The sequence below is a fragment of the Streptomyces telluris genome (assembly GCF_024519335.1).
Lineage (GTDB): Bacteria > Actinomycetota > Actinomycetes > Streptomycetales > Streptomycetaceae > Streptomyces > Streptomyces telluris.
In genome coordinates, this window is the sequence record NZ_JANIID010000015.1 from 47,932 (window position 1) to 61,265 (window position 13,334).

At 73.0% G+C, this 13,334-nt stretch carries 11 protein-coding genes; 3 read left to right on the forward strand and 8 right to left on the reverse strand.

Annotated features, from left to right (window positions below):
• Nucleotides 1-173: 173 nt before the first annotated feature.
• The 3 genes from NQU55_RS17760 to NQU55_RS17770 form a co-directional block, all read right to left on the reverse strand.
• Nucleotides 174-1,685 (reverse strand): carboxylesterase/lipase family protein, encoded by a 1,512-nt coding sequence (locus NQU55_RS17760; protein ID WP_168092575.1) that lies wholly within the window; start codon nucleotides 1,683-1,685, stop codon nucleotides 174-176.
• A gap of 138 nt (nucleotides 1,686-1,823) precedes the next feature.
• A complete protein-coding gene (locus NQU55_RS17765) occupies nucleotides 1,824-2,093 on the reverse strand; it encodes a hypothetical protein (protein WP_168092574.1) in 270 nt (89 codons plus the stop codon).
• Between the two features lie 36 nt (nucleotides 2,094-2,129).
• Nucleotides 2,130-2,867 carry a TetR/AcrR family transcriptional regulator gene (locus tag NQU55_RS17770; protein WP_256790829.1) on the reverse strand — a complete coding sequence of 246 codons (738 nt, stop codon included), beginning with the start codon at nucleotides 2,865-2,867 and terminating at the stop codon, nucleotides 2,130-2,132.
• Nucleotides 2,868-3,015: 148 nt separating this feature from the next.
• Between NQU55_RS17770 and NQU55_RS17775 the strand changes: the two genes are divergently transcribed.
• Complete coding sequence (locus tag NQU55_RS17775) at nucleotides 3,016-4,101, forward strand: alpha/beta fold hydrolase (protein WP_168092572.1); 1,086 nt, start codon at nucleotides 3,016-3,018, stop codon at nucleotides 4,099-4,101.
• On the opposite strand, the gene NQU55_RS17780 is transcribed toward NQU55_RS17775, so the two are convergent.
• From NQU55_RS17780 to NQU55_RS17795, 4 genes are all read right to left on the reverse strand, one after another.
• Nucleotides 4,070-5,251, reverse strand: coding sequence for a gamma-glutamyl-gamma-aminobutyrate hydrolase family protein (locus NQU55_RS17780; RefSeq protein WP_168092571.1), 1,182 nt, complete (start codon nucleotides 5,249-5,251; stop codon nucleotides 4,070-4,072). The genes NQU55_RS17775 and NQU55_RS17780 overlap by 32 nt on opposite strands.
• Nucleotides 5,252-5,371: 120 nt before the next feature.
• On the reverse strand, nucleotides 5,372-7,114 hold the full coding sequence (locus NQU55_RS17785; protein ID WP_256790830.1) for a hypothetical protein: 1,743 nt from the start codon (nucleotides 7,112-7,114) through the stop codon (nucleotides 5,372-5,374).
• A gap of 339 nt (nucleotides 7,115-7,453) precedes the next feature.
• Nucleotides 7,454-7,759 (reverse strand): hypothetical protein, encoded by a 306-nt coding sequence (locus NQU55_RS17790; protein WP_168092570.1) that lies wholly within the window; start codon nucleotides 7,757-7,759, stop codon nucleotides 7,454-7,456.
• A gap of 194 nt (nucleotides 7,760-7,953) precedes the next feature.
• Complete coding sequence (locus NQU55_RS17795) at nucleotides 7,954-10,344, reverse strand: Orn/Lys/Arg family decarboxylase (RefSeq protein WP_256790831.1); 2,391 nt, start codon at nucleotides 10,342-10,344, stop codon at nucleotides 7,954-7,956.
• A gap of 242 nt (nucleotides 10,345-10,586) precedes the next feature.
• Between NQU55_RS17795 and NQU55_RS17800 the strand changes: the two genes are divergently transcribed.
• Together NQU55_RS17800 and NQU55_RS17805 are read left to right on the forward strand one after the other, a co-directional pair.
• Complete coding sequence (locus NQU55_RS17800) at nucleotides 10,587-11,852, forward strand: APC family permease (protein WP_168096399.1); 1,266 nt, start codon at nucleotides 10,587-10,589, stop codon at nucleotides 11,850-11,852.
• Between the two features lie 172 nt (nucleotides 11,853-12,024).
• Complete coding sequence (locus tag NQU55_RS17805; RefSeq protein WP_256790832.1) at nucleotides 12,025-12,336, forward strand: hypothetical protein; 312 nt, start codon at nucleotides 12,025-12,027, stop codon at nucleotides 12,334-12,336.
• Nucleotides 12,337-12,493: 157 nt separating this feature from the next.
• Here the strand turns inward: NQU55_RS17805 and NQU55_RS17810 are convergent, their stop codons facing one another.
• Entirely contained in the window at nucleotides 12,494-13,276 is a 783-nt protein-coding gene (locus tag NQU55_RS17810; protein WP_168096401.1) for a TetR/AcrR family transcriptional regulator, read from the reverse strand.
• Nucleotides 13,277-13,334: the final 58 nt, after the last annotated feature.

The window sequence follows — 13,334 nt, forward strand, 5'->3', positions numbered from 1 at the left end:
TGAGCGCCGCTCTAAGCGCCGTTCCAAGCGCTGTCCTAAGCGTTGTTCCAAGCGACTTCCTACGGTGGCGCCGCTCTCGCTGTGCCGTACACGTGTCATGCATCAAACGCTAGGGACGCAGCCGCCCGGGATCACTCCGGCAGGCCCCCGTATCCCTTCGGGGGCCTGCTCCACTACCGGCTTCCGGCGGGTCGCACGAGGTCGAAGGGGGCCGGTGGACGGCCCTCCCATATCCGGCGGGAGGCATCTTCCGGATACGGCACGGTCGTCGATTCGGCGTCCAGGACGCGCGTCAGCCGCTGACCGGGGCGGTAGGCGGGCCATCCGGCGTCGCCGGTGGTGGCGAAACGGATCCATGCCTGCTGGAGTTCGCGCGATACGGCGGCGGCTCCGGGGCCGGGCCGGCTGCCGAGGAGTCCCCTGCCGGCGGGGCTGTCCGGTGTGCCGAACGCCAAGGGGACGTCGAGGCTGTGGCAGGCGCCCAGGGCCCCTCCGAAGGCAGGGGAGGGCAACCGCAGCTCGAACAGGAAGGAGGTGCCCCCGGCCGCCGCGTTCGCCTCGGCCAGCTGCAGCGAAGGCATCCGGAACAGCGCGTCGGAGTACACCGCTTCCAGCAGCTCCTCCGGCGTGGCCCGCGGGTGGGCGGCCCGGTAGGCGTCCGCGCCGTCCGGCGCCGGGGCGAACAGGTCCAGATCCGTACGGGCGTCCTCCTCGGTGAAGGTGCCCCGCCGTCCGCTCAAGACGCTGAACAGCCGGAATTCCTCGCGGGTATGGCCGACGAGGAGCTCGGTTCCGCCCGCGCGGCCGCCGGCCAGGGCGGGCCAGGGCGTTTCGGGGAGGACCTCACCGTCCACGACGGGGCATATCGCGACGCCGGTCCGGGCCAGCCGTCCCCAGCGCGGGTGGTGGCCGGGCAGGCCGGCGCTGAAGGAGGTGAGTTCGCCGGCCAGCCGCCGGGGCTCGATCTCGGCGAGTGCGGCCGCGGTGGGCGCCGTGCCGAGCCGGTCCGCGAGCGCGGCGGCGACCTGTCCGGCCAGGGCGGGGGTGCAGTAGTTGCCCGGCACCGAGTGGGCGACGGCCCGCCGGAACAGACTGCGGGCCGGCTTCATCGTCAGCAGGGCGGCGATCGACCCCGCCCCGGCGGACTGCCCGGCGACGGTGACACGCCCGGGGTCCCCGCCGAAGGAGGCGATGTTCCGCTGCACCCACTGCAAGGCGGCGATCTGGTCGAGGAATCCGCGGTTGGCCGGTGCGCCTTCGAGGAGGGCGAAGCCCTCGGCGCCGATCCGGTAGTTGATGCTCACCACGACGAGCCCCGCCCCGGTCAGCGCCGCCGGGTCGTACAACGGGTCACTCGAGGCCCCCGCGATGTAGGCACCCCCATGGATCCACACCAGCACCGGCAGCCCCGCCGCCGCGCCCGGATCCGGAGTGCTGACGTTGAGCGTCAGCCAGTCCGTACCTTCCCCCGGATCCGTCCGCACCGGTCCGGACTGCGGTGCCGCGGGCCCGAACTCCGCCGCCGGCCTGGTCCCTTCCCAGGGCGAGGGCGGGACGGGGGCGGCGAACCGGAGCGCTCCCACCGGCGGCCGGGCGTAGGGAATGCCACGGAACACCGCCTGTCCCTGTCGCCAACGCCCCTCCAGCAGGCCGTCGGTGGTGCGCACACTCGGCTGTTCAGGCATGTCGCTTCCTTCCTCGGCGAGGGCCTCCCGGCGTTATCGGCCGAAGGCCGTTCACGGGATACGAGTAGGGCGGGACCGGCCTGCACGGCCTCAAGGCCGGTCAGGCAACGGTGGGCTCCTGATCCTGCCGGGCCTGCGTCACCGCCTTCTTGATTCCGCCGGTCGTCCGCCGAGCAAGCCCAGCATGGTGAAGTTGCCTCTTGACGGGTGTCCGCGCCCCAGGGTCACGCCCATCCCCAGCATGATCCTGGACCACGGGATCAACTCGCCCTCCGAGGCGGGTGCGTGCTGATGGAGCCCCTCCGCGCGGAACTCCACCCAGGATCCGCCCGGTCGCCGGGAATCTCCCACCACCCAGCGGCCGTCGATCAGTTCCAGCGGCCCTAAAACCGTGTCGGTGTCACTCATCGGCTCATTGGATCACATGCTCCGCAAACCGGTTCATCAGGAGCGGTCGATCAGGGCGGCGACGCCGTCCAGGATGCGTTCCAGGCCGAAGTCCAGCGGGTCGGTGCCGTGGGCGTCCGCGGGGGGAGCGAAGGCTCCGGCGGCGATGGCGGCGGTCAGGGCCGGGTAGCGGTGGCCGTGGCGTTCCAGGACGTCGGCGGCGAGCCGGTTCCACTCCTCGTTGCCGGCCTCGTCGGCGTCGGCGAACTGCTGGGCGAGGTTGCGGATGTGCCCGATGACCAGCAGGACGACGTCGTGCTGCTGGGCCGCGGGCAGCCCGGACGGTGCCAGTGCGGTGAACGCGGCGTCGAGCCAGGCCAGTTGACGGGGTCCCATGAGCTGCCGGCGCATCGCCGTGGCGGCGAGGATCCAGGGGTGGCGGCGGTAGAGCGCCCAGCAGTGGCGGGCCCACTCGGTCAGCCGGGGCCGCCAGCCGCCCGGGACGTCGCCGGTCGCCGGGGGCGCGCCGAGGGCGGCGTCGACCATCAGGTCGATCAGCTCGGCCTTGCCCGGGACGTAGCGGTACAGCGCCATCGTGGTGACGTCGAGCTCCGCGGCGACCCGTTGCATGGAGACTGCGTCCAGGCCCTCGGTGTCGGCGGCGGTGACGGCGGCGGTGACGATTCGGTCGGCTGTCAGCGAGGGCTTCGGGCCGCGGCGCGGCTGCCCCTGCTCTCCCCACAGCAGCGCCATGCTCGCCTTCGGGTCGCGCTTCTTCTCTCTGCTTCCGGGCACGTCGGCCCCCTCCCGGGCCGGTCTCCCGGCTCCAGTTTCCGTTCCAGCTCCAGTGACGGTCGGCGTTGACGACCCTCTCGGAACTGTGTATAACATAAACTCAATTGCGTATGAGGTAAGCAGTTCTGGTTTCCCTGGGGGAGTAGCTGTGATCAGCACCGTTGTCATGACGTCCGTCGCCGCCCTTGCCGCGCCCGCGGCCGGGACGCTCGCCCACCGGCGGTTCCGGCAAGCCCGCAACGCCCGGCTGATACGGATCGACACCTCGAACGGCATCGACGAGCAGGGCTTCGTCCGCATCGGCGGGATCGACCAGTGGATCTCGATCCGCGGTGAGGACCTGGACAACCCCGTGATGCTGGAGATCCACGGTGGCCCCGGCTCCTCCCACTCGGTCTACGGACCGCGCACCCGCTCCTGGGAGAAGCACTTCACGATCGTCCGCTGGGACATGCGCGGCACGGGCAAGACCCTCGGCCGCACCGGCGCCGACGGCCAAGGTGAGATCAGCTTCACCCGGCTGTACGAGGACGCTCTCGACGTCACCCGGTACGTCCGCAACCGGCTCGGCGTCGACCGGGTCGTCCTGGTGGCCAGCTCCTTCGGCAGCGTCTTCGGCGTGCGCCTGGCCCGCCGCCACCCCGACCTGTACTCCGCCTACGTCGGCACCGACCAGAACATCCACGACGCCGGCCGCGACGACTCCGCCCACCGCGCGCTCCTGGCGCGGCTGCACGCGGCCGGCAAGCGCAAGGAGGCCGCCGCCGTGGAAGGCATGGGCCGCGACGCCCGCGCCTGGACCGCCGAGCAGCACGCCGCCTACGCCAAGATCGCCGCCACCAGCGACCCCCTGACCTTCGCCACCATGAAGACCGTGGTCATGAAGTCGCTCTGGTTCTCTCCGCTGCACTCACTGCGCGAACTGGGCGACCTCGCCAAGGGCATGAAGCTCTCCGCGAAGCTCCTGCCCGAGACGGCGGCCTTCGACGACTGGGCCGATGGCACCCGGTTCGACCTGCCCTTCTTCATCTTCCAGGGCGACCGTGACGTACTCACCCCGCCGGAGCACGCCAAGCGCTTCTTCGACGCCGTGCAAGCCCCGGTCAAGGGCTTCGCCCTGATCGACGACGCGAGCCACTTCGCGTCGTTCCGCCACCCCGAGCAGTTCCTGAACCTGATGCTGACCAAGGTCCGGCCTGTCGTTACGGATGGGGCTGCGTCGGTCGCTTCGTGAACTCGTCATGCATGTCGCGCCGGTAGCGATAGGCCAAGGCCGCCTGGACGAAGTGCCGGAACAGGGCTTCCGAGGAGGCCACGGCCGGGTCCGGGCTGGTTCGTTCGGCGTCGGTGTACCGGCCCGGCATGTCGGGCAGGTGGGTTTCGGGGTGCCACTGGATGCCCATGACGGGGGCGCCCGAGCGCGTTTCGAAGGCCTCGACCGACGACGAGCCGTCCGCCGAGGTCCGGGCGGCGACGGCCAGGATGTCGTCGGGATGCCGCCGCACGTCGGCGTTCTGGGCGGCCTGTGTGCTCTGCCGGAAGGATCCGGGGGCGACTTCGGAGGCTGCCGCCCAGTGGGTGCTGGTCACGGGGGCGCCGGACAGCGCTGCCACTGCGTCCGGCTGAGCGGATGTGAAGGCGTCCGCAAGGCGTGTGCCGGAGACGGCGTCGACCGGGTGCCGCAGACCCCACACGTTGTTCTTGTCGGTATGCAGGGCACGCTCCGCTGCCGGCAGTGTTTCCACCGCCCCTCCGTAAGCCTCCAGCAACCGCCAGGAGCCTGCGCACACCGCGATGACCGGCATGCCGAGGTTCTTCGCCTGTTCGATGAGGGCCAGTTCGTAGGCGGCCCGGCTGCGGTGCTCCTCCCGCACGTGCTTCTTGGTCTTGGGTGCGTCAACGGAGTTGTGCCCGGCGTCTTCGGGCGTGCCCCGCTCACTGGCGATCTGGGTGTCATTGGCGGACGGCGCCCCGGGGATCAGCAGGGCGTCCACCCCTTGTAAGTGGGCACGCACTTGGGAGGCCTCGGCCGGACGGGCCGGGGTATCGGCCCCCGATGCCGCCGCTCCGGGCGGCAGCGTCCGGCCCTCCACCTGTACGTCACCCGCCAGGCCCGACATCGCGGACACGGCCTTCATGTCGTATCCGGTGTGCGCCGAACCGCGGCCGTCGGTCCGGTACGGCACCCCGACGACCACCTTCCCCGGCGTACGGGCCGACGCGGCCCCGCCGCCCTGCGCGCCGACCGCGGCCGCCGTCGCACGGTTCCCCAGCGTCTGCTGGAGCGTGGTGAGACGGGCGGCCAAGGCCGGATCCGGTGGCCTTTGCGCGGCGGGGGAGGGTACGGCCGGCTGCGCCTCTTCCGTGCGCTGGGTGCGGTGCACGTGCGTCTCCTCTCCCGCCGGGGCCACCGGACGCGGTTCCCGAGCCTGCATGCTCACCCGGAGCCGCGCCGCCCGTCTACAGGCCCTATCCGGCCTGCGAACCCTGCCGGGCGGCGGTCGTCAGGGCCACGGGTAGCCGAGCGCCTCGGCGGACTCGCGGCTGCCGCCCCTGACCTGTGCGTAGCCCTTCGGGTCCGCCGTCGAGAGGCGGTGCAGCGCCGCGGCGGCCTGCTGCTCGGCCGGTGTGCCGTCGTCATGGAGTTCCCAGATGAACTGCAGGTAATGGCCGTCCTTGTCCTGGCGCCCGGCGGCGATGCCCGGCCGGAACGTGAACGACACGGCGATCGTGTCGGGCTCGCCGAAGTCGGTGCCGGCCCAGTCCAGGCGGGCGTCCCACCGGGCGAGGACGCCCGGCCGGTCACGGAGTCCCGCGGCGATGAGGCGCGCGGCGTTGCGGGCGGGCCAGGCCCAGGAGCGGTCGGTCTCCGCGCGTGCGATCTCGGCGTCGTAGGCGGCCGCGTCGAAGCGGTACTCGGGGAGTTCGGGCGCGGGCCGCCCGGAGGGCAAGGTGCGCGGGTGGCGCCAGTCGCGCCACACCACCTGGTCCCCGTCGCGGCAGATGGTGACGTGGAGCGCGCCGCAGCAGCCCTCGGTGCAGTACGCCTCGGCGAGCCGCACTTCGCGGGGCTCGGCCGTGGCCCGCAGGCGGCCGGTGTCGAGCAGGTACTCGGGGGAGTGGGCGGGGCCCCGGCCGAAGACCTCGGGCACCAGGGGACGGCCGTCGATCAGGACCCGCGTCTCGACGCACTCCGGTACCGCCGGGTCGCGTACGACGACCTCGATACGGAGCCGGCCCGGGGCCGCCGGGCGGGTGAAGGGCTGCCGTGCGGCGCGGCGTATCCACTGGATCCGGCGGCGTTCGGCAGGGCCGGTGAGGCCGGGGCCGGTGAGGCCGGAGTCGGTGAGGCCGGGGTCGGTGAGGCCGGAGTCGGCGGGTACGGCGGCCCAGGCAGGAGCCGTCAGTACGGACTCCAGACTCTCCAGGAGCGCCTCGCGCTGTCCGGGGCGCCAGCCGAGGAGCACGCTCGGCCCGCTGTGCAGGTCGAGGGCGACGGAGAGCAGGATCGCGTAGTGGTCGAGGCCGGGAGACAACTGGGCGGCGCGGGTGACGAAGGCCTCGTACGCGGCCGTTGCCCGGTCGTAGGCGAGGATCTCGTGCCGGTAGTCGTCCGCCCGCCCCATCCTGACCAGGAGGCGTCCTGCCTGGGCCAGGGTGGGGGCGTCGACGGGATCGTTGCTGATGATGTCGTCGAGCATGACGGCCTCCGCGATTCTGCGGGCGGTTTCGGACCCCACGGCACGGGGGTCGAGGGGGACGGCGAGCAGCCCGTCGCGGGCCGCCCGGTCGTCGCGGGCGAGCAGGGCGTCGACCAGGCGGCGCAGCTCCCGGCCCTCGGTGCAGCGGCTCAGCCACACGAGGGCGCCGGTCGGGCAGTCGATGGCGGTGAGGGCCGCGACGACGGGCCGGGCGAAGCTCCGGAACAGGCCGAGGACCGTGAGGCAGGCGACGTCCTCCGGCTCGCCGAGGCGTGCCAGGAGGTCGATCCCGACGCTCACGGCCGGTGCGCTCGTGCCCGTACGGACCAGGCGGCGCCCGAGGGCGCGGGCCGCCGCCTCGTCGTCGAGGGGAAGCCCGGCGAGGGCGTTGCGGACGTCGGCGACTTGCGCGCCCAGTTCGTGGAGGCGACGGTGCACTTCGTCGGCGGCCCGGAGTGCGTCGGGGTCGCTCAGGAGCGGGGCGATGGCGCCCGTGGCGGCGGCCCGGGCTTCGGCCCGGTCGGGATTGCCGGGCTGCCGGGTCACGGCCGGGGCCTCTGAGGGCGAAGCCGGTGCCGGACCCGGATCAGGGGCCGGCAGGCGGTAGCCGCGCCGAGGCGGGCGGCCGTCGGGCTCTGCGTCCCGAAGGCGCAGGGCATAGGCGTACAGGGAGGTCCGAGGGGTGAGCGCACCGCGCTCTTCCTGCGGGCTCACCAGGCGGGGTGGGACTCGATTCCGTAGGTCATACGGAGGATCCTGCCAGGCCCGCCGTGCCTCCCGCCAGGGTTTTTCCCGGGACGGGCAACGGCCTTGCGCGTTCCGGCGGACATCGTCGAGCCGCTCGTCACGCGCCGACTCACCGCCCGCGGGGTGCCGGTCACCGTTCTACGACCCGGCCTGACCGTCGGCATCTCCGGGCCTCTCGGCGCCCTCCACCTCGCCGTACACGACGTTGGCCGTGCGCACCGTCTGCCAGCAGGGGGAGCAGAGATCCAGCCAACGCGGGCCGTCCGTATTGGAGTTGACGATGACGGCGCACCGGGCGGGCTGCCCGCAGCCCAGGCACAGGTGCCGGCCCTCGCGTGCGCGGAGGTGGAGGTCCGACTCGTCCGCGTCGGCGGGCGCGCTCGCGAGCAGTGCGGGCTCGGCGGCGATGAGGTGGAGCAGCCCTTCGGCGGTCGCGGCGTTCACCCGGCGACCGTACGGCACCCGCACCGCGCGACGCCAACACAAGCTCTCCCGGGAACGCGGCCCGGGACGCGCTCATGGCCGCCGCCCTGCGGCCCTCCTGGCCGTGGGGGAGGCGATGAAGCACCGCCTCCCGATGGCTGTGGCCTCGGGCGGGGCCCGTCACATCATCGAGACCACGACCGACGTGAGGCCGTTCACGCGTCGTCGGCCCGCACGGACGCAGCCGCCGTCTGCCCGGCCTGCTGGGCCGGGATGCGGCGTACGCATTCGATGAGGTAGTCGCCGCTGTCCGGGTCGAGCGTGACGCCGTGGGCCTCGCTGTGGAAGCCGGGGAAGCGCCGGTCGAAGGATTCCAGGGCCTGGAGGTAGCGCAGCAGCGGGCCGTCCTGCGCGCCGGTGCTCTCGCCGGGCATGAGGACGGGGATGCCGGGCGGGGTGACGGTCACCATGGCGGCGGCCACCCGGCCCGCCGCCTCGGCCAGCCGTACCCGCTCGGTGCCGCCGCGGATGAGGCGCTGGTAGCAGTGCTGGGGCGGGGTGACGGGCTCGGGCAGGTCCTGGAAGGCGGTGTCGAGCAGCTCGACCAGGTCGGTCTCGCGCAGGTGGTCGTGCATCTCCTGGCACAGGCCGCGCAGGGTCCCTCCGGTGTAGCGCTGCGGGTGCGCCTCGACCAGCTCCGGCAGGACGCGTTCCAGCGGCGCGTCCTCGTCGTAGAGCGTCTTGAAGTCCATCAGGGCGTCCATGAGCGTGCCCCACTTGCCCTTGGTGATCCCCATGGAGAACAGGATGAGCGTGGTGTAGCTGTCGGTCTTCTCCACCACGATGCTCCTGGTGGCCAGGTAGGCGGTGAGGACGCGGGCCGGGACGCCCCAGTCGGACATCCGCCCCGAGGCGTCGATGCCCGGGCAGGTGAGGGTGACCTTGACGGGGTCGAGGAGGCAGTAGCCCTCGGTCAGGCCGGGGAAGCCGTGCCAGTCGGCGCCGGGCTCCAGCTGCCAGCAGGACGGCTCGCTGCGCAGCAGCTCGGCGGGGGCGTCGGCGAAGGGCACCTGCTCGCCGGTGGCGGGGTCGGTCACCGTAGCGGGCTGCCAGACGCCGAAGAACCAGCCGGGCCGGTCGCCCGCGGCCGCGATGCGCCGGCCGATGCGGACGACCGTCTGGCGGAAGCGGACGGCCTCGGCCACCGCCTCGTCGATCAGCCAGCGGCCCTGCGGCCCGTCCATCATCGCGGCGGCCACGTCCAGGGAGGCGATCATCGGATACAGCGGCGAGGTGGTGCCGTGCATCATGAACGCCTCGTTGAACCGCTCGTGCTCCACCGGCGCCCGCGGCGCGGGCTTGACGTGCACCATCGCGGACTGCGAAATCGCGGCCAGGAGCTTGTGCGTGGACTGGGTGGAGAAGACGGTGGGCCGCTCGGGCTCGGGGAAGGTGTCGGGGCCCACCGCCATGCCGTAGCGCCCCGCGTAGAGGGGGTGGAACCGGGCGTAGGCGAACCAGGCCTCGTCGAAGTGGAGCCGGGGCGTGCTCGGCGCGAGGGCCCGGGCGACCTGCAGCGCGTCGTAACACAGGCCGTCGTAGGTGGAGTTGGTGAGCACCGCGTACTGGGCGTCGGGGGAGACCGCCCCCGGGGTCAGCGGGTTGCGGGCGATCCGGGCGGCGACCGACTGTGCCCGGACCTCGGCGGGCGGCAGCGGCCCCGCCAGCCCGTACCCGTTGCGCGTGGGCACCAGGTAGACCGGCCGCGCGCCCGACAGGACCAGGCCGTGCAGGACAGACTTGTGGCAGTTGCGGTCCACCAGCGCGATCTCGTCGCGCGTGACGCTGAAGTGCCCGACCATGCGGTCGCATGTCGAGTCGCCGTGCAGGACGAAGTAGGTGCGGTCGGCGCCGAAGATCCGGGCGGCATTGCGCTCCGCCGCGCCGACCGGGCCGGTGTGCTCGAAGAGCGAACCGAGCTCCTCGACCGAGATCGACAGGTCGCTGCGCAGCAGCCGTTCCCCGAAGTGGTCGTAGAAGGCCCGGCCGACGGGGGACTTGAGGAAGGCGACGCCGCCGGAGTGGGCCGGGGTGTGCCAGGAGTACTCGTGCGTGTCGTCGAACGCGCGCAGCGCCTTGAAGAACGGCGGCAGCAGCTCCTCCTGGTAGCCGCGGGCGGCCCGTGCGATCCGTCCGGCGATGAAGGGCGCGGTGTCCTCCAGCGGCCAGATGTAGCCGACGACGGTCTCCGCCACCCACAGGGGCAGGTGGTCGAGGTCCTCGCCGGCGGTGATCAGGAAGACCGGCAGGTTCTGGAAGCGGCGGCCCACTTGGCGCAGCACGCCGGCGCCGCCCGGCTCGCCGTCTCCCGCGCCACCGTCCTTGCCGTCCTCCTCGCCGGCTCCGGGAAGACCCCAGTCGACGACGGCGGCGGCCAGTCCGGCCTCGGTGCGCAGCACCGCCCGGGCGCCGTCGCTCGTGGAGGCCCAGCGCACTTCGTAACCGGACGCCTCCAACTCCTTCTGGATGCGGCGCAGTTGATCGGCCCCGGCGCCCCCGTCCCCGGAGTTCTCCCGTACTGCGAACAGAACCGTCCCGTCTGCCATGGCGCCCCCTGAAGCTCTGCTGCGATGTCTGCTGCGATGCCTGCTGTGGTGTCTGCTGCGGTGTGCGAGAGGCAATCGCAGGAACACGGGCAGCGGCGCCGCGACCGGCCCGAAACCACCCCGATGGGGGAAAGGGGACCCCGGTGGTGAGCTCCGGCCGGACGTCCCGCTCCGGTAGCGTGCGCCGGTATTCGGTACCCATGGCGCATGGGGCCCGCCGGGGCTCCGGGGAAGGGCGGACGATGAATGCGGCTCCGGATCCGGCCGACGCAGGCGGGTTGAAGCGGCGGCTGGGCGTCTTCGACGCGGTGGTCATCGGCCTGGGGTCCATGCTCGGGGCGGGGATCTTCGCCGCGCCCGGGCCGGCAGCCGGCGCCGCCGGATCCGCCCTGCTGCCCGCTCTGGCCCTGGCCGCGCTGGTGGCGTACTGCAACGCCACCTCCTCGGCGCGGCTGGCCGCCCGCTACCCGGCCTCGGGCGGAACATACGTCTACGGCCGCGAGCGCCTCGGCGACTTCTGGGGCTACCTGGCCGGCTGGGGCTTCGTCGTGGGCAAGACCGCTTCCTGCGCGGCCATGGCCCTGACGGTCGGGACGTACGCGTGGCCGGGTCAGGCCCATGCGGTCGCGGTGGCGGCCGTGGTGGCGCTGACGGCGGTGAATTACGCCGGAGTGCAGAAGTCCGCCCGGCTGACCCGGGCGATCGTCGCCGTCGTCCTGGCGGTCCTGGCGGCAGTGGTCACCGCCTGCCTGACCGGCGGAACGGCGGAAGCCGGCCGCCTGCACATCGGCGCGGACGCCGGCGCGGGCGGGATGCTGCAGGCGGCCGGGCTGCTGTTCTTCGCGTTCGCCGGGTACGCCCGCATCGCGACCCTCGGCGAGGAGGTCCGCGAACCCGCCCGCACCATCCCCCGCGCGATCCCGCTCGCCCTGGGCATCACCCTCGTGGTGTACGCGGCCGTCACCGCCGCGGCGCTGTCCGTCCTCGGCCCCGGCCGGCTCGCCGAGGCCACCGCACCGCTGGCGGAGGCCGTGCGCCTGTCCGGAGCGCCCGCCCTCGTGCCCGTCGTGCGCGCCGGCGCGGCCGTCGCCGCCCTCGGCTCCCTGCTCGCCCTGATCCTGGGCGTCTCCCGCACCACCCTCGCCATGGCCCGCGACCGCCACCTGCCCCACGCCCTGGCGGCCGTCCACCCCCGCTTCGGCGTCCCGCACCGCGCCGAACTCGCCGTCGGGGCGGTCGTCGCGGTGCTCGCCGCGACGGTGGACGTACGGGACGCGATCGGCTTCTCCTCCTTCGCCGTCCTGGCGTACTACGCCGTCGCCAACGCCGCCGCGTGGACCCTCACCTTGGAGGAGGGGCGCCCGCCGAGGCCGGTCCCGGTCATCGGCCTGACCGGCTGCGCGGCCCTGGCGTTCGCCCTGCCCGTGACGTCGGTGGCGGCCGGAGCCGCGGTCCTGGCGACGGGGGCGGCCGCCTACGGCCTCCGCAAGCTCGTCTCCCGCGCCTGACGGCAGGCGGTGGCCCGCCGCTCGACCCGAACGGGTTTGCGGATGACGGAGTCAATGAACTCCCCGCAATGCCCGGGCGGTTGCTGCCAGACTTCCGGTCGCAGGCCCGGCTGATGAGTCCGGGCCGGGCGGAGATCGGGGGATCGCTGTGAAACGCCGCGTCAGAACACGCTTGGCGGCACGGAAGGACGTGCTCCTGGCCCGCTTCGCGAAACTTCCGGTCGCATGGAAGATCGTGGTCATCGCCGGGCTCGCCGTATGCGGATATTTCTCGGCGAAGTTCATCCTCGCCGTGATCTTCGGCCTTCTCATGACCGCTTTCGCCATCGCCGCGATCCTGTTCATGCCCTTCCTGCTCATCGGGGGCCTCGCGGGCGGCGGCAGGAGCGGCCGCAGGAAATCGGCGCGCCGCAGCTATGAGAAGTGGTGCGAGGAGAACGACGGGCGCGGCCGCTACCACTCGGACAGCGGCGTGCCGTTCTGACCGGCGGGCGCCGCGCGCCTTCACGAGGCCCGGCGCCTTCTCATACCGGCAGTTGACGACCCGGCGTTGCCCGGCCCCGGGGCCCGACGGCGTGGACAGTGCGTCAGCCGTCAGCCGAGCCGTCAGCCGTCAGCCGTCCGGCTCGGCCGTGGTGCGGTCAGTGCGCGGTAGTCGCCGGCGTCGCCTGGAGCGTCAGGGCTCCCGGAATCGCGGCGAAGGCGGTGCCGAGCTCGGCGGCGAAGGCGTTGCGGCCCGGGTCGCCCGGGAGGGACACCCACGTATCCATCGCGTAGTGACAGGCGGCGACGAGGAAGTCGAGGGCCAGGCGCAGGCGCAGGTCGTCGCGGGGGTCCTCGACGCGGAGCCGGTGCCGGAGGGTCTCGGCCGCGGCGCGGGCCGTGCGGTCGCAGAAGTGCAGGCCGTGGGCGTCCATGGACGGCGTCTCGGCGGCCAGGCGGCGGCTGAGGCGGACGCGCCGCGTCCATCCCTCGTCGGTCATCCGCTCCAGGGCCGCGAACACCGATGCCTGCAGCATCTCCAGGACCGTTTCGCCGCCCGGGCCGCCCGGGCCGCCCGGGCCGCCCGGACCGCCCGCTGCGCCCGGTGTGCCCGGCTCGCGGGTCTCCAGGTCGTCGAGGAACGCCGCCCACAGATCCTGGGTCGGCGCCATCGCCACGTCTTCCTTGCTGGCGAAGTTGCGGAAGAACGTGCGCTTGGAGACCTCGACCGCGTCGCACAGTTCGTCCAGCGTCGCCCCGTCGAAGCCCCGTTCCGTGAACAGCTCCAGGGCGGTGTCGATCAGCGCCTGACGGGTGCGCAGCTTCTTGCGCTCGCGCAGCGGGAGGCGCTCTGCGGGCGCAGGCGCGGCCGCGGGTGCGCCCGCAGGTGTGTCGGGAGCGCCGGATGTGTCAGGTGTGCCAGGTGCGCCGGTGGTTGCCATCACGGCCAGTGTAGCGAGGGCGCTAATGCCACCTGTAGGTTAATGCCACTGAGTGGCA

What these genes read in the sequence shown, in the direction of transcription:
- NQU55_RS17800 (WP_168096399.1), top strand. Translation starts at nt 10,587, where the DNA reads ATGAATGCGGCTCCGGATCCGGCCGACGCAGGCGGGTTGAAGCGGCGG.
- NQU55_RS17765 (WP_168092574.1), bottom strand. Translation starts at nt 2,093, where the DNA reads ATGAGTGACACCGACACGGTTTTAGGGCCGCTGGAACTGATCGACGGC.
- NQU55_RS17795 (WP_256790831.1), bottom strand. Translation starts at nt 10,344, where the DNA reads ATGGCAGACGGGACGGTTCTGTTCGCAGTACGGGAGAACTCCGGGGAC.
- NQU55_RS17760 (WP_168092575.1), bottom strand. Translation starts at nt 1,685, where the DNA reads ATGCCTGAACAGCCGAGTGTGCGCACCACCGACGGCCTGCTGGAGGGG.
- NQU55_RS17810 (WP_168096401.1), bottom strand. Translation starts at nt 13,276, where the DNA reads ATGGCAACCACCGGCGCACCTGGCACACCTGACACATCCGGCGCTCCC.